The organism is Virgibacillus ihumii, assembly GCF_902726655.1.
GTDB lineage: Bacteria > Bacillota > Bacilli > Bacillales > Amphibacillaceae > Lentibacillus > Lentibacillus ihumii.
The window spans coordinates 335,504-359,239 of sequence record NZ_CACVAN010000001.1; the positions used below are offsets into that span (position 1 = coordinate 335,504).

Below are 23,736 nucleotides of genomic sequence, written 5' to 3' on the forward strand. Positions count from 1 at the left end.
ATAAGTGCAGGGTGATGGAATGTGAGGTGGAAGTTGGAAAACATATCGAACGGTGCTTCCCTGAATTTTTTGTGGACTTGGTGATACAATGAAAGCAATGTAAAATGCAGGGAGGAAAAATCATGAACGGATCGATACAAGACGACATTATTGAACTATACAACAATTTGATAAGTGCATGGAATAACCGTGATGCTGAGGGAATGGCGGACAAATTTTCCGACGAAGGGGTACAGATCGGGTTTGACGGAAGCAAACTGATAGGAAAGCAGGATATTCTGGCTCATCTTGCACCAATCTTTGAAAGTCATCCGACAGCCCCTTTTGTGACAAAAATTAAAGGTGTGCGGAAGCTTGGAACGGATACTGCACTGCTCCATGCGATTGCCGGAATGGTTCCGCCGGGTAAATCGGACATTGAGCCATCGGTAAATGCACATCAGACACTGATTGCTGTGAAGAGCGGCAGCGAATGGCGGGTTGAACTTTTTCAAAATACACCGGCGCAGTTTCATGGCCGTCCTGAGCTTGTGGAAGAAATGACGGAAGAGTTGCGCAAAGTATATTTTGATAAATGACAAAGTGTCGGGTGTTATACTGTAAAGCTTTAGGCATATAAATAAGGTATCGGAGCTTTTGTGGACAATTATGCGCGTTTAAAAATAGTTGAAAAAGGAACATAATCAGTAGTTTGGAACGACGGAACAGGAGCTGATTTTAGTGCTCGGACAACGAATCAGGCATACGAAACGGTACCGTGAAATAGTAAATTCCTTTATGAAAAACGGTTTCAGCCATTTTTTGTTTCGGGTCGGTTTGACTGACCGCGGACTTGCTAAAGGTAGAGAACCTGATGAAATAAACCGGAATATGAAAAGCATTGGAAAGCGTCTGCGGCATGCATTACAGGACTTGGGACCATCGTTTATAAAACTTGGACAGATTGCCAGTACCCGTTATGATGCACTGCCAACGGAAATCACCGAAGAACTGGAGAAACTTCAGGATCATGCTACTGTTATTCCGTATGAGCATGTCCGATATACGATTGAGACGGAATTGGACGATACACTCGAAAATCTGTTTGAGTGGATCGATTCCGAACCGCTTGCAACAGCATCAATTGGACAGGTACATAGCGCCAGGCTTCTTACCGGTGAGGATGTAGTCGTGAAGGTACAACGGCCTGCACTTAAGTCGAAGATTGATACCGATTTGGAGATCCTTCACGGAATAGGAAAAATTCTTGAGGAACGGACGGCCTGGGCACAACGTTACCGCCTTTCTGACATTATCGGAGAACTGTCCAATTCACTTCGGAATGAGTTGGATTACCTAATGGAAGCACGTGGAGCAGAGCGGGTTTCCAAACAGTTTGAGAATAATGCACATGTGAGGATCCCACTCGTTTACTGGGAATTTTCGAGCAAACGGGTGATGACGATGGAAAAAATCGATGGAATTAAAGTTTCCAAAATAGGGGAACTTGATGCCAAAGGTTATGACCGGAAAATAGTTGCCCAGCGTTTGGCCGATGCGATGCTGTATCAACTGCTTGATAATGGATTTTTTCATGCGGATCCCCATTCCGGTAATATTTCCATCTTACCGAAAAATACAATTGCTTTTTATGATTTTGGCGAGACAGGTTTGATTAATAAAAAACAGAAACAGCATTTTGCTTCGATTATTGTAAACCTCCACCAGGGGAATACAAAGGCGATGATCAAAACTTTTTCAAAAATGGATATAATCGGGGAAGAGACCAAGCTTGAAGTATTGCAGCGTGATTTAGATGATCTTCATTCCCGTTATGAAAATATTAAAACGAAAGAGCTCAGTCTCGGACGGATTATTTTGGATATTTTTAATGTGGCGTATGCTAATTACATTAAAATTCCTGCTGAACTGGCACTTATCAGCAAGGTGATTCTGACACTTGAGGGAGTGCTAAGACGGCTTGATCCGGAATTCAGTCTTATGCGGGCGACAGAGCCATTTGCACAAAAGCTGATGTGGCAGCGGTATCGTCCAAAACATATTATTCGCAATTCACTGGAGGAAATCAGTGAAGATCTCAGTATTATTTCGGAATTGCCTCAGGATCTGAAGGATGTCATGGATGTTGTGAAGAAAGGAAAAATCGGGCTTGATATTAATGTGAAGCGCGGTGACCGGATCATGCGCAGGCTGGATAAACTTAGTAACCGTCTGGCATTCAGCATCCTGATGCTGGCATTTAGCATTTTGATGGCCAGCCTGATTATCGGCTTTGCGATTGTGGGTCAGGATACGATTATTTGGAATCTGCCAATAATTGAATTCGGTGCGGTTATCGCATTCCTGATGTTTGTGCTCATGGTAATCACGATTATCAAATCGGGCAGGATGTAGCAATTTGTGCATTGGTGCCCCGCAAAGAATTTAAAATGGACTTGCAGAAGTCGGCTTCTTAAAAAGAGGAGCCGGCTTTTTAGCACTTAAAAAACTGTAAAAATGCTCTTGCGTTTCTGTTTAATATATGTAAATCTATATGTAAAGACATATAAGTTTACATTTACCGACAAAACCAGATGCAGGAGGAAAGTTATGAATAAATTAAAATTACGAAACATGCTTCAATCCCATTTGCTGGAGGATATCGGGGATGGTGACCTTACCAGCCAGTCAGTATTCCCATCGAATGAAACCGGGAGTGGATTTTTTACAGCTAAACAGGAGGGGGTTATTTGCGGAATTGCCATCATTAAGGAAGTGTATGCGTTGTTGGATCCCGCAATCGAGGTAAAAACATCTGTTATTGACGGTGACAGGGTTTTACCCGGTATGAAGATTGCCCAAGTGAATGGTCCAATTGCCTCTTTACTGACAGGAGAGAGAGTGATTTTGAATCTGATTCAGCGGATGAGCGGAATTGCCACGATAACAAACAAATGTGTTGAAAAGCTTGATGATGATTCGATACAACTATGCGATACACGAAAAACAGTGCCTGGATTACGTATGCTGGATAAATATGCCGTTGTGACGGGCGGCGGAAAGAATCACCGCTATGGCTTGTACGATGGGGTCATGATTAAAGATAACCATATTTCGTTCTGTGGTTCGATTATAGAAGCAGTACATAAAGTCCGAAAAAACGTCGGACATATGGTGAAGATTGAAGTGGAAACCGAGACCGAAGAACAAGTAATAGAAGCGATTTCGGCAGGTGCGGATGTGATTATGTTTGATAATCGGAGCCCTGAGGAAGTTCGTAAGTTTGCCAGGATGGTTCCGGAACCAATCCAGACGGAAGCTTCCGGAGGTATTTATCTGGAATCATTGGAATCCTATCGGGGCACAGGTGTTGACTGCATCTCGCTCGGATTTTTAACCCATTCTGTCAAGTCACTTGATATCAGTTTGCTTGTCGAGGAGGAGAAGTAACATGTTTGCGAGCAGGAAAATCATATTCGTTATGTTATTGATAGGTTTATTTTTTTTGGCTGCATGTGAAAGTGGGGATCAAGCTACCGCAACTTCAGACAGCAGTGGAAAAAAGTCGGGCGATGAGTTTAATACAACCATTGTGGGTGGCCGTACCGGCGGGGCGTGGTCAGTTTTTACGGAAGGTATTGCGGAATCAATTCGGCGGGAAATCAAAGGATCCATTGTTACTGTTGAACCAGGGGGAATAGTCGAAAATCCGGTTAGCGTCAGCCTGAATAAGACACCATATGGATTGTCCTATGCAATGACAGCATACGCTGCCTACAGTGGAAATGAACCGTATGACAGGGCATATCCGAACATCCGGGCAATCAGTGTTGTAATCCCCGCCAATTACTATCAACTTTTGGCAAGGGGTGGTACGGAATATGATTCGATGGATGAAATCATCGAAAATCAGACCCCGGTCCGGTTGGCTGTTGATCAAGAGGGTTCGGCAGGAGAAATCATCACGCGGACAATTTTAAAAGAATACGGGGTTACATATGCAGACATCAAATCCTGGGGAGGCTCAGTCGATCATTTAAGCGGATCAAAAACGTTTGAGTTGATGGCTGATAATCGCATTGATGCAGCCGGGGATGCAGTATCGGTTCCGTCCGGTGATATTGTCAAAGCAGCCAGCCTGAATGAACTTAAATTTTTATCAATCAATAAGGATGTTATCAATGCAGTGTCGGAAAAGCTTGGCATGGAATCTGGAGTAATAAAATCCGGAAGCTATGCGTTTCAGGAGCAAAATGTACATACGCTTTACACACCTGCGATTCTTATCGCCAATAAAGATGTATCGGAGAAGGAAGTGTACCGTGTGACAAAGGCGATTTATCAAAACTTGGACTACCTGCGCACGGTTCATAAGGAATTTGCAAATCTGACCGATAAAAATATTGCTGAAGTCGGAGAGGTTCCGCTTCATCCCGGAGCAGAGAAATTTTTTAAGGAAGTTGGATTATTGGATTAATTGGTTTTGATGACAGAGGAAGGGGGGTACCCATGAACGGAAATAATAATTTGAAATACTTGTTTTCAGAAGGGTGGAAGCGGGATCTGGAAGGAATACAACTGAAAATATTTGCGGTAATCGCTTTTATCTTATCTGGGTATCAGATTTGGTCAGTGATTTGGGGAAAATTGAATCCCATTAACCAGATGGCTGTTCATCTCGCGTTCATCATCGGATTGTCTTTCATAGGGTACGGATTTTCCAAAAAAACAGAACGAAATAGACCGGCTTTTTTAGATGTTGTGTTTATGTTGCTGGCGTTTGCGGCCGGGACCTATTATACGCTCCGTGCAGAATGGATAGCAGAAAGAATTCCTATCCTTGATCCGCTGACGGGCTTGGATATATTCTTTGGATTGGTGTTTGTACTCTTAAGCATGGAAGCTGCACGCCGGACGATTGGGATGCCGATTATACTCATTGTTTTGATTGGAATCAGTTATGCGGTGTGGGGCCATCATTTGCAAGGACTGTGGGGACACAGGGAGTTGTCTCTCACAACGATTCTGAATGATTTGGCGTTCAGTTTTAATGGACTCTGGGGCTCCCCTATATCCGTTGCGGCAACATTTGTATTTATGTTTCTGTTGTTTGGAACCTTTTTACAAAAAGCAGGTGCCGGGGAATTTTTCTTTAATCTTTCGACAACTATCGCTGGAAGGTCAAAAGGCGGTGCTGCCAAAGTAGCGGTTCTGTCCAGTGCCCTGTTCGGCTCGATTTCCGGCAGTCCGACAGCAAATGTCGTAACAACGGGTTCGTTTACCATACCGGTGAGCAAACGAGCTGGGTATACGTCCAAATTTGCAGCCGCGGTTGAAGCAGCGGCATCGACCGGCGGAAGTATTTTACCACCAATCATGGGTTCTTCCGCATTTCTGATGGCGGCTGTGACACAATTATCCTACCTGTCTATTATTACAGCGGCCATTCTGCCGGGCATCCTTTATTATGTTTCGCTGCTGGCGATGGTTCATTTTGAGGCGCTGCGTCTTGATTTACCACGGGCGAAAAAGGAAGACATCCCTAAAATATCGCACGTATTGAGGGAGGGATGGTATTATATTATTCCTTTAATAGTGGTAGTCTGCTTTCTTCTGCTGGGAAACAGTGCATCAAGGACCGGGTTTTACGGCATTCTCGCAGTAGTCATTATAAGCTGGTTCCGAAAAAATACTCGCATGGGTGTACGAAAAATTTTCGAAGCAATGGTTGACGGTGCAAAGTCCGCTATTCCTGTTACAACAGCATGTGCATCAGCCGGTTTGGTCATCGCTGGCATCATGTCCACCGGATTGGGCGGAAAAGTAACAAGTATTTTGCTCGGATTAACGGAAGGCATGCTTGTTCCGACATTACTGCTCGTAATGGTGATCTGTGTGCTTTTTGGCATGGGAATGCCAGTTGCCGCTGCATATATTTTAACTGCAATGCTCTCGGCTCCGGCATTAATTGAACTCGGCGTCTCCAGGATGTCCGCACATTTATTTATCGTTTATTTTTCCATTTTTTCAGCCATTACCCCTCCAGTGGCGGTGGCGGCATTTGCGGCAGCGGGGATTTCCGGCAGTAACCCGAATAAAGTTGGCTTTACAGCAGTCAGATTGGGAATAGTCGGCTTCATTGTTCCGTTTATGTTTGTGCTAAATCCATCACTGCTCATGGAAGGGTCACTGATTCAAGTCGTCCTTTCTTTCATAACAGCATTGGCGGGGGTGATTTTGCTTGCAGCAGGGATAATCGGCTGGTTGTTTTCGAAAGTGAATCTGATGGAGCGAGTCATGTTGATTGCTGGTGGTAGTCTTTTTATTCATTCAGGCCTGCTGTCTGGTGCAATTGGTTTGATGATCAGCATAGTTGTCGTAATTATACAACTGAAAAAGCGGCCAACCCTTGCAAAACATCGGCGTGGTAAAGAAAAATCTGTGGTGATGTAAGATTAGCTGGGGGAAGGTTTTCAAGTAGTACAAGTTTATCAGGAACTTTAGCATTCCTATCAGCAACTTACTCGGTTCTATCAGTAATTCCGGTCACCAGCTTCTTTCAGAAAAATGGTAATAATGATAGAGTTAGATTGAGAAGAATATTCTAATACGGGATGTGATAGAGGATGCTGGAGGAACTTGGATTAAAACGAATCAGGCTTGATCTTCCTTTTCGATTGAACCATGTAAACTGTTTTGTTGCAGAAGGGGAAAATGGCTGGCAGGTTATCGATACAGGGATGCATAACAAAGAAACGGCGGATAGATGGCGTGATGAACTTGCAGGTAAATCTGTTACGGATATTTTCATCACCCATTACCATCCAGATCATTTCGGTTATGCAGGTGGATTGCAGGAACTGACAAGTGCCAACGTTTATATGTCCGAAATTGATGCTGAAGCCGGCCTGAATGCATGGCAGCACAGCTTTATAGAAACGCTTTATGAAAATTATCTGGCTACCGGTATTGATAAGAAAACCGCTGCACGTATGACTAAAAACACCAAGGAATTTGTTCCAAGAGTGACGCCATACCCGCAAGTTGACCATTATTTTCAGGAAGGGCAGATAGTTCAAATTGGCAACTTTACATATGAAGTGTTCTTCACGCCGGGTCATTCGGACGGGCTTGTAACATTTTATAACAACGAAAAAAATGTGCTTCTTTCAACCGATCATATTTTGCCGAAAATAACACCGAACATCTCGTATTGGTTCCACGGGGATCCGAACCCGCTTCATTCGTTTTTAACATCATTGGAAAAAATCAGGAAGCTGGATGCTGATTTTGTGATTCCATCTCATGGAAAGCCATTCTATGGGGCGAATAACAGAATTGATGAAATTAAAGCGCACCATGATAATCGCCTGTTACAAACACTGAACGCAGTAAGTGAAGGCGGTACAGCAGCGGATGTTTGCCAAAAGTTATTTCAGAAAGAGCTTACCATTCACGAAACCCGCTTTGCGATTGGTGAAACGCTTGCCCACCTCGAATATTTGCGATACAAGGGTGAATGTGACCGGGAATTGAATAAAGGGAGTTATTGGTATTATCGAAAATGATGAAAAGGTTGAAGATCAGATTGCAGTTATCCATTTCTATCAACTAGATGACAACCACTTCCCATCCCCCTATACTAAGGGTAGATTAAAAGATTGGGGGCGTTTCTTATGCGAACTGTAAAAGATCACCTTGGACGGGAAATCCATTACACGTTTCCACCAAAGCGAATTGTGTCTTTTGCGCCAGCGATTACAGAAACAATGTATCGTCTGAATTTGGATGAGGAAATAGTCGGTCGAACGGGATTCTGCATTCATCCGAAAGGCAGGGTTGAGCAGGCGAAAAAAGTGGGTGGAACCAAGCAGGTCAAGCTCGACCGTGTGCATGAACTCCAGCCTGACTTAATCATTGTGGAAAAAGAGGAAAATACGAAAGAAATGGTTGAACAACTGGAAGAGCATTATCCTGTCTACTGTTTTGAAGTGCAAACCGTTGACGATGCATATCGCATGATACATGATCTTGGTGATGTTACTGATCGTGAGCAGAAGGCAGTAACGCTTGAACGTGATATCCAATCCGCGTTTCAGCAACTTCCAAACATTACCGGGACACGGGCTGCCTATGTAATCTGGAAAAATCCGTATATGGTGGCCGGCGGCGATACGTATATTAATTCACTTCTCCAAAAAATCGGGTTTACTAATGCTTTTGAAACATACGAGGGGCGCTATCCGGAAGTAACAAAAGAAGACTTCCAGCAGGCGAACCTGGATTATGTTTTTCTGGCTACTGAACCATATCCATATAAGGAAAAACACCTGGCTGAATTTCAGGAAATGATGCCGGCTGCCATACCTGATCTCATTGACGGTGAAATGTTCTGGTACGGGGGGAGAATGCTCGATGCTGTTTCTTATTTCAACGAAAAATTAAGCATACTCAAATAAGGTGCTCTTTTCATAGAGCTCCTTATTTTTGTGGAAAACTCCCGTTGCATCTTATTTTATCGGTGACTATTTGACAACCTTTGGCCAGGAAGATACGAAAGATCATCAGATGCTGCGCGATCTTGGTTTCGAACCGGACTTTGTTTGTGATGGGGTAAATGTTTAATCATTTTTTGGAATCTTCCGTGTCAGGTTTTTGGGATGCGGGAGATTTTAGTGTATATAAATTATATATGAATTTATCACCTTAGCTTTCATTTAATATGCTATCCTAATATATAAACTAACAGAAAATGAGGATATATATGGATACATCAAAAAGCAATCGAACCGTTTATTCGATCTTATTTATCATAGGTATTTGCCACATGCTCAATGACACATTGCAGGCGGTTATTCCTGCTATGTTTCCTATTTTGGAGAAGTCTTTGGGATTAACATTTACCCAACTTGGACTAATTTCATTTACATTGAATATGACAGCTTCAGTAATGCAGCCTGTTGTCGGGATTTATACTGATAAGAAACCGATGCCGTATGCATTGCCTGTTGGACTTGCCAGCAGCATGTTCGGGATACTGGGGCTTGCATTTGCATCCGGCTTTTGGACAATTCTTTTAAGTGTGTTGTTTATCGGACTAGGTTCAGCGGTTTTTCATCCTGAAGGGTCGCGGGTTGCATACCTGGCTGCAGGTCCGCGGCGAAGTACTGCCCAATCGATTTACCAGGTAGGCGGAAACTCGGGGCAGGCATTAGCTCCTGTTATTACTGCCCTGGTGCTGGTGCCATTAGGGCAGTTTGGTGTCATTTGGTTTACAGCTGTTGCTGGGCTGGCAGTGATTTTTCTAATTTATATTGCCCGGTGGTATGCATCCATGACGCCAATGGTTGTTACGAAAACTAAATCACCTGACAAGGAACAGGTGGACAAGCGTTACGCCAAAGCAATCCGCAGTGCACTTATCGTTCTTGTTTTTATCATTTTTGCCCGAACATGGTACGCGAAGGCTATTTCCAACTTTTATGCTTTTTATGCCATTGAAAATTATGGATTATCGATAGCAGAGTCGCAGTTTTATATTTTTACATTCCTGCTGATGGGTGCAATCGGCACGTTTATTGGTGGGCCTTTGGCAGACCGGTTCGGAAAAAAGAATATAATTTTATATTCTTTTCTGTGCACCGGTCCTCTGGCATTACTTTTGCCGTATGCGGGGGAGATTGGTGCAATCATTTTGCTTGGCCTGCTTGGAATCATTGTCATGTCGAGTTTTTCCGTTACTGTCGTATATGCACAGGAACTGGTTCCCGGTAAAATTGGTACGATGTCAGGTTTGACGATTGGACTTGCGTTTGGCATGGGCGCAATTGGTTCGGTAGCATTAGGATCCTTGATAGATTTCATTGGGTTGACGCCGACAATGATTGCTATTTCGCTATTGCCTTTACTTGGGTTGGTAACTTTCTTCTTGCCTTCGGATAAAAAAGTAAATGCGTGGCATGCCGAGTACCACGGGAATTAAATATGGACAAATATTTAGCGATATGTTTATAATAAATTACGCTAAATAACTTTTAAAGATAAATTTCACAATAAATTGATTTATCTGAACATTTATTTTTATGCATTAACTATATAGACAGAAATGCCCCTCCACATGCCTCTGCATCTACATAGTGGGTGTTTTTGTCTGCATGTATTTGCCGAAATTTATTTGTGAGTTTTTTAGTCAGATGCCTGAATGAATATAACAGCGACTGATGAATGAAGCAGCTTTTTAGGGTTTTCATGGATTGGTCAAGGCATATATGGTCTGAAGAAGGGGAAGTGATAAACCGATAAAATTCTGATAAAGGTTATTAAATATCTGTGTTTTTTGAAAACTGAAACTGAAAATTTTTGCAATCTTTGGGGGTTATGAATTGAAAAAGCAAAATCTGAGATGGTCTCTTGCGGCTGCTCTTATACTTTTATTAGGAATGTTCCTGGCAGCTTGCGGTGGCTCTGAAAACAATGAATCATCCGGGAGTCAAAAAGCACCGAAAAATACCGAACTCGCGGACAAACAAGAACTGCACTTTGTACGTAATGCCGATTTGCCAACAGTTGATCTTACAATGGCAACGGATACGACGTCTTCTGAAGTCATTCAGCGGACACACCCTGGTCTCATCGCGTTCAAAAATAACGAAATGGTACCGGAAATGGCAGCGAAAATGCCTGAAATCAGTGATGACGGAACCGTTTATACATTTAAAATACGTGAAGATGCAACGTGGTCGAATGGAGATCCTCTGACAGCAAGTGACTTTGTTTTTGCATGGCAGCGTCTGGTTAATCCTGATACAGCATCACAGTATGCTTACATAATGGGGGTCGCCAACGTTAAAAATGCTGAAAAAATTATGGATCAGGATAGTCCGCTTTACGGTAAAGTTGAAAAATTGGGCGTTAAGGCGATTGACGAAAAAACGCTTCAGGTAACATTGGAGTCGCCAATTCCTTACTTTACCAGTTTGATGTCCTTTAACAAATTTGGTCCATTGAATGAAAAGTTTGTAAAGAAACAGGGCAAAGATTATGCAAAAGAACCCGAAAATCTGCTGACAGTTGGTCCGTATAAGTTGACCAAGTGGGACCACGGTGTAGGTTGGACACTTGAGAAAAACAAGGATTACTATGCAGCAGATGAAGTGAATATTACGAAAGCAACATTTAAAGTGGTGAAAGAAAAAAATACTCAACTAAGCCTGTATCAATCTGATGATATTCAGGTTGACAGCTTGTCTGCAGAACAGGTGGACGCATATAAGAATAAGCCTGATTTCAAGAATGTAGCAGGAAACTGCATGTTCTGGTGGGAGCTTAATGCGGAAAAGGTTCCGGAATTCAAGCATGAAAAAGTTCGTAAGGCAATGTCCCTGGTTATCAATCGTGAAGGACTTACAAGTGTTCTGTTAAATAATGGCTCCATTCCTGCTGATTATGTCGTTCCGAAAGACTTTGTGGAAGGACCTGCAGGAAAAGCCTTCCGTGAAGGTCAAGACCCATATTTGCAGGGCGGTGTTGAAAAGGCGAAAAAACTTTGGGAAGAAGCTAAGAAAGAACATGGTTTTGATAAACTGGAAATAACGTATCTGTCCACAGATGGCGATCTCGCTGCACAAGCGGCTGAATTCATGGCGAACCAGCTGGAGCAACTGGAAGGTATGAAAGTTAATATCAAAAAGCTGCCATGGAATGCTTATCTGGAACATGTAAATGCCGGTAATCATGAACTTGATGGTGCATCAGGCTGGTGCCCGGACTATAAAGACCCAATGACTTTCCTGGGCTACTGGCATAGTGATGGTCCAAATGATGCTAACGGCATTGACAGACAAAAGTATGACAAGCTGATTGAAGAAGCACGCAATCTCGCTAAACAGCAAAAAGAAGAAGAACGCTGGAAAGTATTGCAGAAAGCGGAAAAAGTATTGGTTGAAAATGCAATCGCTATTCCAACCTATCAAAAAGGCAGCGCGATGATTGTTAAACCATATGTAGAGGGTATTACCTTCCAAAACTTCGGTATTGATCAATACTTCAGGGAAGCAAAAGTTTATAAGCATTAATCACTCAGGGTAACGGGTATTCATGCTTAATCACATGAATGCCCGTTTTTTGATAATCACCGTATTTTGCATCTCGCGCCGAATAAATGCCTAAAGCTGCTGGACGAAAAGGGATACCCGCCGATAAAGTCGAAGGAGCCGCCGATAAACCGGGTCAACCCGCTGATAAAACTGGTCGAACCCGCCAAATGAACTCCAAATTGTATCGGACTGGAGCGTGTTTAGACGATGAAGAAAATCATAGCTATGGGTGGTGGGATTCCCGATGCTCCCACAGTCGCCGAAGTGAACGGAATAGGAAAACCCAATTTGGACAAAAATAAGGTGGAAGATAAAGAGAAAAGTTTTGTTCGAATTGGAGGACTGTGAATGTCACATCAAACACTGCACGAGCAATTACAGCAGGCCAGCCAGCAAATACAGGATGCACAAGAGGTGGCACGTCAGGCCCAGGGTTCTAATCAACAGCTGCTAAGTCAGGCGGACCAGTTGTTAAAACAGGCAGAGCAGGATTTGGAACACGCTCGAAATCAGGTCGGTGCAGAAGCAACCGAAAATGCACAATTTCAACAGGCTTATGAACAGCTTCATGATACCCGTCAGCAAATTCAGGAAGCACAGCAAAATAACAACGATGTTTTGTAATTGGAAAATGCACAGGACTCAAGTTCCTGTGTATTTTTATGGATAATCCAGGTTCCTGCCGAGCTATTCTGGTTCGGTGACGAACGTCCATATTAGATTGTGAAGGCTATTAACTATTTAATTCCGGATAAAAAATCATTCTTGAGGATGGTGCTTCTCCGTCTCCAGACAGAGAACAAACACCATGAAAAATGATAGAATAGAGATATAAATCAGAAATCGGGTGGGGATAGAATGAATATGTTCGGCAAAAAGATGCAGATGATTCAAGAAGAAAAAGTGATAGAGGGAGGCAAGGTGAATACAATCCGAATTACGTCGGGTCTGGCAGATGTGCATGTAGCAGCTGGATCCGGTGATGATATCCAAATATTGCTGGAAGGTGAAATTAGTGAAAGCGTTGCAGATAATTTGGAATTCAACGTCAGACAGAACGGAAGTATTCTTGCCGTTAACGTTAAAAAGCACAAAGGAATAGTTTTTGGTGCGATAAAATCGGATTTGCATTTGTATGTAACAGTTCCCTCAAAAGTTTACGAAGATTTTCATGTGAAGCTTGGGTCTGGTGACTGTATAGTCAATAATATCGACACAAAGTCATATACCGGGATAATCTCATCCGGTAACCAGATAATCGCTGGTCTTCATGCGAAAAAGCAGTTGATGTTAAAAGGTTCCAGTGGAGATTTGCTAGTCAAAAATAGTCATGCGGATTCAGTAATGGCGTGGGTTACCAGCGGATCCATCAATATCAGCGATCTTGTCTGGAAGCGTGCAAAATTTGATGCAACTTCCGGAGAAATTGAAATTTCCAGTGATAAACTGGCAAGTGACACAGCATGCAAGGTAACAAGTGGAGATATTCGTGTTCACAGTGGGTTTTTTGAAGGTGAACTGGATTGCCGTGCGACGAGTGGAGATGTTGAAATCTCCAGTGAAATGTTTCCGGAAGACTTGCACGTTGATTGCCATATTTCATCAGGAAGCAGAAAGGTTCGTATTGAAGGATTAACTGGTGTCGAAGAACAAAAAGGAAGGTTCCATGGTGTGAGAGGAGATGGCAGCGCCAATTCGATAAGGGCGTTAACAACATCCGGTAATATTAGAATACTGGATTGAAGGGAGCGTCAGTGCAGACTCTATCTATTTGCTGAGCATTTTGTTAAACTAAAAGAAATAAAAGTCTGCAAACAAGCAGAATGGTGGTGATTCATAATGGGATCATTGTTTACCAATCATGCATGGTATGAACTGTTGGGACCTGTCAGTCTTGTTATTGCGGTGGTACTCAGCTATTGGTATATAAATACAATCATTAAGCCGTCCCATTATAATGTGACAAGCACACAGAAAACATATTTTTTTACGGCAGTTATTTTATTTTACCTTATGGAAGGCACGCCATTTGCAGTCATTGCGGATCATTATTTGTTCAGTGCGCTTTCTCTGCAAATCTCGGTTATGTGTTTTATTGTGATGCCACTGTTCATTCTAAGCTTGCCGAAACAGTATTTAGATGTTTTTTTCTGGCATCACAAACGATCAAAAATTGCTAAGCTGATATTTGCTCATCCATGGCCGCTTGCAGTTGCCTTCAATGGACTTGTAACGATATTTTTTATTCCATCGTTTTTCAATATGATTCATGAATTCATGTTTTTGCAGTTTTTCTGTGAGGTTTTGGTAGTCACACTTGCTTTTCTGACGTGGTGGATTATTATAGAGCCGTCAACAGAAATATCCGATCACAGTTATTTCATGCGGGCTGCATACGTGTTTTTTACGGCATTATTCCTGATGCCAATCGGGATTTTCCTGCTGGTGGTGCAGGATCCGAATTATACGACCTACACTGAGGTGTCGGGTGAGCTAATTCCGGTGTTGACGGCAGTGTATGATCAACAGTTGGCAGGTGGCCTTCTGAAATTTCTGCAGCTGACGAGTTATTCCATCGCACTATACTATCTGCTGAAAATGTGGGGTCTCCGCGAAGAGGAAAATGAAGGGAAAGTCGATGACGACACACGTGTAGTGCAGGGCATTGTAATTAAGCTGAATGACCGCAACCGCCGTAATAAAGGAAAAAAGCGATAATAAAAATGCTGCCAATCTTCATTTGTATTGAATTACGGAGTGGATCCTCAATAATTCGATTTATGAAGCTGATTGGTAGCGTTTTTTATAACGCCAGAAAGTATAACTTAAGGTGGACTTATAAGAAAACTTCGGCACTCGCGATAAGACGGGGCGAATGCTGGAGTTTTTCTTAGTAATGTTCCATTTTTTTATGCTACACTAAAAATATAAGTTAATCGATTGGAATACTTGAGAAAAGGATGTGAGAGGATGAAACGTGCAGGTATTGTAGGAGGTTTGGGTCCTGAATCAACCGTCGATTATTATCAATCGTTCATTCATAAATATCAGGAACGGATGAACAGTAAACAGACATTGCCGGAACTTTTCATTAACAGTATCAATATGTATAACATCTTTAAATTTATCAGCGAAGACAGGCTTGATGATCTTACGGATTATGTGGCAGAGGCAGTCAATAAGTTGGAACAAATTGGTGCTGATTTTGCTGTCGTATCCGCTAATACACCGCATATTGTCTTTAACGAAGTCAGGGAAAAAGTTAATGTACCCATGATTAGTATCGTTGAATCAACATATGATAAAGCAGATGAAATGGGCTTGAAAAATGTCGGGTTACTGGGAACTAAATTTACAATGGAGCATGATTTTTTCAAAAAGCCGTTTGAATCCGGTGGCAAAAAAATAGTTGTTCCAAGTGAAGAAGACCAAATATTTATGCATCAGCGGATTGTGGATGAACTGGAAAATGGTATTGTTAATGACGATACCAAGCAGTCATTTTTGAAAATCGTTAACAAACTGATTGCTGATGAAAATCTGGACGGGCTGATTTTAGGATGTACGGAACTGCCGATGATATTAAAAGATGGGGATGTTGATCTTCCGCTGTTGAATACGACCGAAATTCACGTGGATAAAATGGTGGAGGAATTGTTTTAAAGGTGCAAATCATCATATGGTTTGTATCTTTTTTAGCAGTTATGAAATGGGGCGAATGCCGATTCTTCTATCGAATTTCGTATGTTAAACTCAATGAAAGGACTGGAAAATGTAAGTAAACTGGGGATGATTCCATGTTAATTTCCAATCTTGATACTGAAAAGCTTACCAATGACAGGATGAGCAGATTGTTATTTGACGGGATCAAAGATGATGGAAAAAACGGAGATTGCATTTTTGTAGCAGGCAGCAGTAAAGCAACTAAATACCGCTTACCTACAGCAGTTGACCTATACAAGGAAGGCAGAGCGAATAAAATTCTTTTTTCAGGCGGTGTCACGTGGGAGGGAGACGACTTTCCGGAAGCGGTGATGTTAAGAGAGGAAGCATTAAGGTTGGGGGTGTTAGAAGAAGATATAATAATTGAAAAAAATTCCATGCACACGAAAGAGAATGTACTTGCATCATTGCTGGTATTGGATAGAGCATTTCATCTGCATAATATTGACAGGTTACTCATTGTTACCAGCTCCTATCATATGCGGAGACTGCATTTAACGTTAAAAACATATATGCCGGAATGGATAAATTATTCCCTCTGCCCGGTAAACGATAAATGGACACGTAAGGATAACTGGTATAATAGTAGTTTTGGAAAGCAGCGCGTGAAAACCGAGTGTGGGAAATTGATTCATTATGTGAATCTAGGCGCACTTGAGGACGAAGAAATTCATATGAATTGATCAACTGAATATCGGTATTTCTGCAACCCCTGGTTCAGCTGAGCTGGGGTTTTTTATAAAGCAGGTTTATTTAAATGCTTAAAAAGGAAAGCTTGACAATGTGTAATAAATTATGGATAAATCTTTTGTAAAGTGTTTTATCACACTGAAAGCGCTTGAAATTTAGAACATTTTGTAACAGAAATTCGACAAATTTATCAAAATGCGTCAATTGCCTGTTTTTCCTGATACAATTTCGAATTGGATTTGGTACACTATGCAAAGATTGATTTTTGTATTTACATGACCGACAGCGGGAGGGATTTTATGAATACACGGAAAAAGCATTCTAAGAAATGGTATAGTTTGTTGCTTTTAGGGATGGTTTTTCTGCTGAGCGGATGTGACCAGATGGTGGTATTTGATCCGGCAGGGCCTGTTGCAGAAAAGCAACGGGATTTAATTGTTTATTCTCTGTACTTCATGGGCGCTGTTTGCCTGATGGTTTGGATTCCATTTACCATATTTTTGTTTAAATACCGCAAAAACAAGAAAAATCGCAGTGAAGACGACTATGAACCGGATATGCATGGGAATAAGCTGATTGAGACAATTTGGACGGTAATTCCAATCATAATTGTAACCGCATTGGCTATTCCGACGGTTACGACATTGTTTGATTTGGAGGAACCACCAAAATCATCCAGTGATAAGGAGCCATTGGTCATTCATGCGACAACTTCCAACTGGAAATGGTTCTTCAGTTATCCGGAACAGGGGATTGAGACAGTTAACTACTTGCATATACCGACTGATCGTGCAGTTGAATTTCGTCTGCAATCGGCTGGTTCGATGACGGCATTATGGATTCCTGCATTAGGGGGTCAAATGTACAATATGGCCGGGATGCGGAATATCCTTTATTTACAGGCTGATGAACCGGGTGTATATGATGGTATGAATTCCAATTTTAACGGAGTTGGATTTACCGAACAGACGTTTAATGTGTATGCGGAAGACAGTGAAAAGTTTCAAGAATGGGTAAATACCAAGCAGCAAAATGCTCCGAAACTGACACAGGAAAAATATGATGAATTGCTGGCACCAAGCATTGTCGGTCGTCACACTTTCTCTTCTACACATTTGCAGTGGGTGGATCATGGAACGATGGCAGGCATGGATTATGCCATCAAACGGTATGGTTCAGATTATTATGATGGCAAAACCCATCTGAAGAACAGTGAAAAACATCGTGAAAAACTTCACGATGAATGGGAGCAATAAAAGAAAGCAGGTGAAATAATGGGTCTTGATCAATTGCTTGTAACGGGTGAACCGTTGATTTATGCGGGAATGGTTGCCATTGCTCTGGTAACGTCGGCAATCATTTTCATCCTTACCTATTTCAAAAAATGGACGTGGCTGTGGCGGGAATGGCTGACTACAGTTGACCATAAAAAAATTGGTATTATGTATATTTTAAGTGCACTTGCAATGCTGTTCCGTGGTGGAATGGACGCGTTAATGATGCGTGTTCAGCTTGCATTTCCAAATATGAACTTTTTGGGCGCGCAGCACTATGATGAAATATTCACAACACATGGAACAGTCATGATTATCTTTATGGCGATGCCGTTTTTAATCGGCCTGATGAATATTATCGTCCCGTTACAGATTGGTGCCCGTGACTTTGCATTTCCTTTTGTGAATGCAATTAGTTTCTGGTCATTCTTTTTTGGGGCAATGTTGTTTAATCTTTCATTTGTGATTGGCGGTTCGCCTGATGCCGGCTGGACGAGTTATACACCACTTGCCGGAGCGGCGATGAGTCCCGGCCCAGGACAGAATTTCTATTTAATGGGACTTCAATTAGCCGGTATTGGTACGCTGGCAACCGGTATTAATTTAATGGTAACCATTTTGAAAATGAGAGCACCGGGAATGAAAATGTTTCAGATGCCGATATTTACATGGTCTACCTTGATAACAACATTTATAATTATTTTTGCTTTTCCGATTTTGACGGTAAACCTGGCACTTCTTACAATCGACCGTGTTTTCGGATCTCATTTCTTTACATTGGCAGGAGAAGGTTTGCCGATGATGTGGGCTAACCTTTTCTGGATGTGGGGACATCCGGAAGTTTATATCGTAATTTTACCGGCATTCGGGATTTTTTCGGAGGTTATTGCAACCTTTGCCCGGAAAAGATTATTCGGTTATAACGTAATGGTATGGTCGATTATTGTAATTGCCGGATTGAGTTTTACAACCTGGGTACACCACTTCTTTACGATGGGTACCGGTGCATTTGTCAATTCAGTATTCTCCATTTCAACAATGTTGATTGCTGTGCCAACCGGGGTGAAGATATTCAACTGGCTGGCAACGATGTATAAATCGAAAATGGAGTTTACATCACCAATGCTTTGGTCGCTTGCATTCGTTCCAAGCTTTGTTATTGGTGGTATAACCGGTGTTATGCTTGGTATGGCGGCTACGGATTACCAGTATCATAATTCCTACTTCCTGGTGGCGCATTTCCATTATGTGCTGATACCTGGAACAGTGTTTGCCTGCTTCTCAGGTCTTGTCTTCTGGTATCCGAAAATGTTTGGGCATAAGCTGAATGAAACATTGAGCAAATGGTCTTTCTGGTTCTTTGTTATTGGATTCCATGTATGTTTCCTTCCGCAGTTTTTTGTGGGATTGGATGGAATGCGGCGAAGAGTTTTCCATTCAACACCAGAGTGGTTTTCACTAAATTTCATTTCAACGATTGGTGCGTTTGGAATGGGCATTGGATTTGCCATCTTCGTATATGCAATCTATTACAGCCTGCGTTACAGTGAACGGGAAAAAACCGGAGATGCTTGGGACGGCAGAACCCTTGAATGGGCTACGCCGACACCGATTCCTTCATATAATTTTGCAACATTACCGGACAATGTCGGTTATGACGCATTATTGGAAATGAAGAAAAATGGTGAAACAACATTTGATGAAAGCAAACTGGAACCGATTCATATGCCAAGCAGTTCAGGAAAACCTTTTATCATGATGCTGATTCTGTTCTTTGCCAGTTTCGCCCTCGTATTTGAGTGGGTTATTGCTGCCGCAGTCTTCCTGGCAGGCGGGATTTTCATGATGATTCTGAGGTCGTTTGACTATGATGAAGGATATCATATTGAAGTGGATGAAATTAAACGCATAGAACGTTCAGCAAGGGGGTTAAATGATGAGTGAACATGATCTTAAAACCGGCCCGCTGGAATATCGTACGGAAGCGGGACGGTTGAATATTACAGGGTTTTGGATATTCCTTGCTGCAGAGATTGTTTTGTTTTCTACCTTGTTTGCGACCTATGCGGTATTGATTGGACGTACAGGAGACGCTCCATTGCCAAGTGAAATATTTGAAGCAAAAAGCGCCCTTCTTATGACGTTCATTCTGTTGACAAGTAGTTTCACATGTGGCCTCGGCATTCATGCAATGCGCAATGGTTCGAAAAAAGGACTGATCACTTGGCTGATTATTACACTGCTGTTAGGATTGTCGTTCCTCGGACTGGAAGTGGAGGAATTCATTCTATACACGCATGAAGGTGTGACGCTGCAAACAAGCGCATACTGGTCAGCTTTCTTCGTACTTGCCGGTACACACGGGGTGCACGTAACGTTTGGTGTCGGCTGGTTGATTCTGCTGCTCATTCAGGTCTTCCGGCGAGGATTGACAAAGGTCACCACGCAGAAAGTGTTTATTATTGGATTGTACTGGCACTTCCTGGACGTGGTATGGATTTTCATTTTTACGTGTGTCTATTTATTTGGGATGGTGATGTAAGATGGATAAAAAACATTCCGGAAAATTACCAGTTAAGCACATTATCGGTTTCGCACTATCGCTTATTTTGACGATAGCAGCGGCTTGGGTTGCACTTGGATCAAACTTGCCAATCGGATGGATTATCGGTGGCACACTGGCTATGGCGGTTATTCAGGCTGCAATTCAATTGTTCTTATTTATGCATCTGACTGAAACAGAAGGGGTTGGAAACGCGCCTTGGAATATGATGTTTCACGGTGCAATAATGGTTGGCATCGTTGTTGCCGGATCACTGTTCACCATGGTATGGGCCTTTGACCATGGCAACATGGATATGGAACATCAGGATATGCAGCAGGAACAAATGGATCATGAACAAATGAATCATGATATGAAATAAGCAGAAAAAATCCCCCTCTCCACAATTGGAAGAGGGGGATTTTCATGTTTGTTATATCTCGCTTATTGGGTCTCTAAGTTTCTGTTCACGGTACGTTTTGGCTTTGGTCATGGAAAATTTAACTGTCTGAATAATGAACATCACCCAAGCCACTTCCGCCAGAATCAGGCTTCCATAAAACATTATCCACAGCATGGAAAAAGAGCCTGGTGCAACATTGAATGCTGCTTCCAGATAGAAAAACCACATGCCAATAACGAGTATTGCCTGCAGTGCTGCGGGTATTTTTTTATTTAAATGCAAAAACAAAAACGGTGTAAGTGTTGCTAGTACCACAAACATCAAAATGATGCCCATGAAATCATCCCCTTTGAAAATTAAATCATGAAACCGTTTTCTAATTATTATTGTAACAGATTTTTTTAAAAAAAGACACAAAAACTTCATAATTTATTATTGATTTTTTAAAAAAGGGAAGGTTTGTGTTTATTTGCTTATATTTCCAAGCTTTTTGCATTTTATACGAGTTTAGTTGGGGCTAATCGTCATTAACACCTTTTAAACATTCTAAATACTGTTTATTGCTTTTTGACGAATTACAGCATTCTCTATAAGCTAATAGAGTAGATTATTTAAAACAAACGGTCAGGAGGTGGGAGCATCCAGAACGTTAAGGATGTTATGGTAAAAACCAGGGAAAAAACAGACGATTTTCATTTTCAGATCCCTTCGAAAGGTGACGGAGCTGCTGTCTGGGAGCTTGTGGAAGGTACAGGGGTACTTGATGTAAATTCCTCGTACAGCTACCTCATGTGGTGTGAAATTTTTTCGGAGACTTCCATTGTTGTTAAAAAAGAGGATGAAGTGGTCGGGTTCATCTCCGGATTCATTCGTCCGGATAAACCGGATACACTCTTTATTTGGCAGGTGGCGGTTGATGAGACTCAAAGAGGTCATGGTCTTGCGACCAGAATGCTGTTTGAATTGCTGGACCGCGAACTTTGCAGTGATGTCCGCTACGTGGAAGCGACGGTATCACCGTCAAATATTGCATCACAACACTTGTTCATGGGTCTTGCCAAGAAGATGGATACTAATTGTGTAGTTGGAAACTACTTTTTATCCATTGATTTCCCGCGAACAGGTCATGAGGATGAATCATTGTATAAAATTGGACCATTTGAGTACCAAAAATAATGTATAAAGGGATGATTAAGTGACAACGGCAGTGTTGGATAATGAGAAAATGAAGACGTTTGAAGAAATTGAATCTGCGGTAAGAAGCTACAGCCGCGGGTGGCCAACGATTTTTGAAAAAGCTAAAGGCTATAAGCTTTGGGATATAGATGGGAAAGAATATATTGATTTTTTCGCTGGTGCGGGAGCACTCAGTTATGGCCATAATGATGATGTCATGCAGGAAAAATTAATTGAGTATATTAAAAATGACGGTATCATTCACAGCCTCGATATGGGAACAACTCCAAGAAAAGAGTTTTTGGAAAGCTTTAAAGAAAAGATTTTAACACCTCGCAAACTCGACTATAAAATTATGTTTCCAGGACCAACAGGCACGAATACGGTAGAAAGTGCCTTGAAAATTGCCAGAAAAGTAACTGGTCGTGACTCAGTAATCAGTTTCACCAATGCTTTTCATGGTATGACGATTGGATCATTGTCCGTTACAGGTAATTCATTTAAACGGCACGGTGCGGGTGTTCCGCTTCATCACTCAGTGGCAATGCCATTCGATGATTATGTGGAAGATCATGATTCAATTGCTTATCTGGAACGTTTTCTGGAGGACAGCGGCAGTGGTGTAGCACTACCGGCTGCAATTATTTTGGAAACCGTACAGGGAGAAGGCGGCATTAATGCTGCAAGAATGGAATGGCTGAAAAGAGTTGAAGAAGTATGCCGCAAATGGGACATTCTTCTGATTGTTGATGACGTGCAGGCAGGCTGCGGCAGAACCGGAACATTCTTCAGTTTTGAGCCAGCCGGAATTAATCCGGATATTGTTTGCCTATCAAAGTCAATCGGCGGAATCGGTCTGCCAATGGCAATTACGCTGATTAAACCGGAATATGATCAGTGGGGACCGGGTGAACACAACGGTACTTTCCGCGGAAATAATATGGCATTCATTGCAGCGACGGAAGCTCTGTCCCGCTGGGAAACTGATGAGTTCAGCAAGGAGATTATGGCAAAAGCGGATATTCTGCGTGACAAGATAGAGTTATTGATTGAAAAATATCCTGCCCTAAATGGTGAAGCACGAGGCAGAGGACTGATGCAGGGTATCGCAGTTCATAATGATGGTCTTGCTGATGAAATTTGTGCGGAAGCATTTAAGCGCGGACTGATAGTTGAAACGTCCGGTCCGAAAGATGAAGTTGTCAAATTTCTCCCACCGCTGACGATTGAGGAAAAAGGATTGAAGCAAGGTCTTGAGATTTTGGAAGAAAGCATTAAAGAAGTGCTTGCCTAATCAAGGTATCCATCAAATTATGATAACAGACCTGGCAAACTGATCTGGTCAGTCAAGCAATGACGGACAGATGCCTTAACAACAAACTATTAAATACAGAAAAGAGGAATACGAATGATCGTAAAATCACTGGAAAATATTGTAGGTACTAAAGACGAAACATCAGGCGAAAACTGGACTAGCCGTCGTTTTCTGCTGAATAAAGACGGGGTCGGGTTCAGCATGAATGATACAATTATCAAGGCTGGCACAAATAATTATTTCTGGTATAAAAACCACATCGAAGCAGTTTATTGTATCGAGGGCGAAGGTGAAATTGAAGATATTGCAACAGGCGAAGTTCACCAGTTGAAGCCTGGAACAATGTATATATTAAATGACCATGATAAGCATAATTTGCGTGCACGTACGCAAATGCGCATGGTATGTGTGTTCAACCCGCCACTCGTTGGAACTGAGACACACAATAAAGAAGGGTACTACCCGCTATTGACTGAATAGAAATCAAAGAAGCGACGCTGCACTAGGTTGGTGCAGCGTCGCTTTTTTGCTGTTTACAT

The 23,736-nt window shown here is 42.1% G+C and carries 23 protein-coding genes and 1 pseudogene; 23 read left to right on the forward strand and 1 reads right to left on the reverse strand.

The annotated features are described in order from the left end of the window. The first annotated feature begins 122 nt into the window (after nucleotides 1-122). The 20 genes and pseudogenes from HUX68_RS01630 (at nucleotide 123) to HUX68_RS01725 (ending at nucleotide 20,685) form a co-directional block, all read left to right on the forward strand. Entirely contained in the window at nucleotides 123-578 is a 456-nt protein-coding gene (locus HUX68_RS01630) for an SgcJ/EcaC family oxidoreductase (RefSeq protein WP_174613011.1), read from the forward strand. Between the two features lie 142 nt (nucleotides 579-720). After that, nucleotides 721-2,394: an ABC1 kinase family protein gene (locus tag HUX68_RS01635; protein WP_174613012.1), complete on the forward strand. Its 1,674-nt coding sequence runs from the start codon at nucleotides 721-723 to the stop codon at nucleotides 2,392-2,394. Nucleotides 2,395-2,589: 195 nt separating this feature from the next. Beyond that, nucleotides 2,590-3,429 carry a carboxylating nicotinate-nucleotide diphosphorylase gene (gene nadC / locus HUX68_RS01640; protein WP_174613013.1) on the forward strand — a complete coding sequence of 280 codons (840 nt, stop codon included), beginning with the start codon at nucleotides 2,590-2,592 and terminating at the stop codon, nucleotides 3,427-3,429. Nucleotide 3,430: 1 nt separating this feature from the next. Further along, nucleotides 3,431-4,456 carry a TAXI family TRAP transporter solute-binding subunit gene (locus HUX68_RS01645; protein ID WP_174613014.1) on the forward strand — a complete coding sequence of 342 codons (1,026 nt, stop codon included), beginning with the start codon at nucleotides 3,431-3,433 and terminating at the stop codon, nucleotides 4,454-4,456. 32 nt (nucleotides 4,457-4,488) lie between these two features. After that, on the forward strand, nucleotides 4,489-6,432 hold the full coding sequence (locus HUX68_RS01650; RefSeq protein ID WP_174613015.1) for a TRAP transporter permease: 1,944 nt from the start codon (nucleotides 4,489-4,491) through the stop codon (nucleotides 6,430-6,432). 173 nt (nucleotides 6,433-6,605) lie between these two features. Continuing rightward, on the forward strand, nucleotides 6,606-7,547 hold the full coding sequence (locus HUX68_RS01655) for an MBL fold metallo-hydrolase (RefSeq protein ID WP_174613016.1): 942 nt from the start codon (nucleotides 6,606-6,608) through the stop codon (nucleotides 7,545-7,547). Between the two features lie 108 nt (nucleotides 7,548-7,655). Beyond that, nucleotides 7,656-8,438 carry an ABC transporter substrate-binding protein gene (locus HUX68_RS01660; RefSeq protein WP_174613017.1) on the forward strand — a complete coding sequence of 261 codons (783 nt, stop codon included), beginning with the start codon at nucleotides 7,656-7,658 and terminating at the stop codon, nucleotides 8,436-8,438. 49 nt (nucleotides 8,439-8,487) lie between these two features. After that, nucleotides 8,488-8,604, forward strand: a pseudogene (locus HUX68_RS01665) (biotin synthase BioB); the annotation flags it as partial. Between the two features lie 139 nt (nucleotides 8,605-8,743). After that, nucleotides 8,744-9,961 carry an MFS transporter gene (locus HUX68_RS01670; RefSeq protein WP_246206592.1) on the forward strand — a complete coding sequence of 406 codons (1,218 nt, stop codon included), beginning with the start codon at nucleotides 8,744-8,746 and terminating at the stop codon, nucleotides 9,959-9,961. A 400-nt stretch (nucleotides 9,962-10,361) separates the two neighbouring features. Continuing rightward, nucleotides 10,362-12,053 (forward strand): peptide ABC transporter substrate-binding protein, encoded by a 1,692-nt coding sequence (locus tag HUX68_RS01675; RefSeq protein WP_174613019.1) that lies wholly within the window; start codon nucleotides 10,362-10,364, stop codon nucleotides 12,051-12,053. A gap of 228 nt (nucleotides 12,054-12,281) precedes the next feature. Then, nucleotides 12,282-12,422 (forward strand): hypothetical protein, encoded by a 141-nt coding sequence (locus HUX68_RS01680; protein ID WP_174613020.1) that lies wholly within the window; start codon nucleotides 12,282-12,284, stop codon nucleotides 12,420-12,422. Beyond that, nucleotides 12,423-12,698, forward strand: coding sequence for a hypothetical protein (locus HUX68_RS01685; protein WP_174613021.1), 276 nt, complete (start codon nucleotides 12,423-12,425; stop codon nucleotides 12,696-12,698). It abuts the gene before it with no gap. A gap of 234 nt (nucleotides 12,699-12,932) precedes the next feature. Beyond that, entirely contained in the window at nucleotides 12,933-13,817 is an 885-nt protein-coding gene (locus HUX68_RS01690; protein WP_174613022.1) for a DUF4097 family beta strand repeat-containing protein, read from the forward strand. Between the two features lie 96 nt (nucleotides 13,818-13,913). Continuing rightward, nucleotides 13,914-14,792 carry a cytochrome c oxidase assembly protein gene (locus HUX68_RS01695; RefSeq protein ID WP_174613023.1) on the forward strand — a complete coding sequence of 293 codons (879 nt, stop codon included), beginning with the start codon at nucleotides 13,914-13,916 and terminating at the stop codon, nucleotides 14,790-14,792. A gap of 252 nt (nucleotides 14,793-15,044) precedes the next feature. Beyond that, complete coding sequence (locus tag HUX68_RS01700) at nucleotides 15,045-15,737, forward strand: aspartate/glutamate racemase family protein (protein ID WP_174613024.1); 693 nt, start codon at nucleotides 15,045-15,047, stop codon at nucleotides 15,735-15,737. 134 nt (nucleotides 15,738-15,871) lie between these two features. Beyond that, nucleotides 15,872-16,480, forward strand: a complete 609-nt coding sequence (locus HUX68_RS01705) for a YdcF family protein (RefSeq protein ID WP_174613025.1) — start codon at nucleotides 15,872-15,874, stop codon at nucleotides 16,478-16,480. A gap of 306 nt (nucleotides 16,481-16,786) precedes the next feature. Then, complete coding sequence (gene qoxA / locus HUX68_RS01710; RefSeq protein WP_174613026.1) at nucleotides 16,787-17,743, forward strand: cytochrome aa3 quinol oxidase subunit II; 957 nt, start codon at nucleotides 16,787-16,789, stop codon at nucleotides 17,741-17,743. Between the two features lie 18 nt (nucleotides 17,744-17,761). Continuing rightward, entirely contained in the window at nucleotides 17,762-19,705 is a 1,944-nt protein-coding gene (gene qoxB, locus HUX68_RS01715; protein ID WP_174613027.1) for a cytochrome aa3 quinol oxidase subunit I, read from the forward strand. Then, complete coding sequence (qoxC, locus tag HUX68_RS01720) at nucleotides 19,698-20,303, forward strand: cytochrome aa3 quinol oxidase subunit III (protein WP_174613028.1); 606 nt, start codon at nucleotides 19,698-19,700, stop codon at nucleotides 20,301-20,303. Before qoxB ends, qoxC begins: the two co-directional genes overlap by 8 nt. A gap of 1 nt (nucleotide 20,304) precedes the next feature. Beyond that, a complete protein-coding gene (locus HUX68_RS01725; protein ID WP_174613029.1) occupies nucleotides 20,305-20,685 on the forward strand; it encodes a cytochrome C oxidase subunit IV family protein in 381 nt (126 codons plus the stop codon). Between the two features lie 51 nt (nucleotides 20,686-20,736). Here the strand turns inward: HUX68_RS01725 and HUX68_RS01730 are convergent, their stop codons facing one another. Continuing rightward, complete coding sequence (locus tag HUX68_RS01730; RefSeq protein ID WP_174613030.1) at nucleotides 20,737-21,042, reverse strand: hypothetical protein; 306 nt, start codon at nucleotides 21,040-21,042, stop codon at nucleotides 20,737-20,739. 324 nt (nucleotides 21,043-21,366) lie between these two features. Between HUX68_RS01730 and ectA the strand changes: the two genes are divergently transcribed. The 3 genes from ectA to HUX68_RS01745 all read left to right on the forward strand — a co-directional run bounded on the left by ectA (nucleotide 21,367) and on the right by HUX68_RS01745 (nucleotide 23,677). Next, entirely contained in the window at nucleotides 21,367-21,882 is a 516-nt protein-coding gene (ectA, locus tag HUX68_RS01735; RefSeq protein ID WP_174613031.1) for a diaminobutyrate acetyltransferase, read from the forward strand. A 49-nt stretch (nucleotides 21,883-21,931) separates the two neighbouring features. Further along, on the forward strand, nucleotides 21,932-23,176 hold the full coding sequence (gene ectB, locus HUX68_RS01740) for a diaminobutyrate--2-oxoglutarate transaminase (protein WP_174616315.1): 1,245 nt from the start codon (nucleotides 21,932-21,934) through the stop codon (nucleotides 23,174-23,176). Between the two features lie 114 nt (nucleotides 23,177-23,290). Then, entirely contained in the window at nucleotides 23,291-23,677 is a 387-nt protein-coding gene (locus HUX68_RS01745; RefSeq protein ID WP_174613032.1) for an ectoine synthase, read from the forward strand. Nucleotides 23,678-23,736 lie beyond the last annotated feature (59 nt).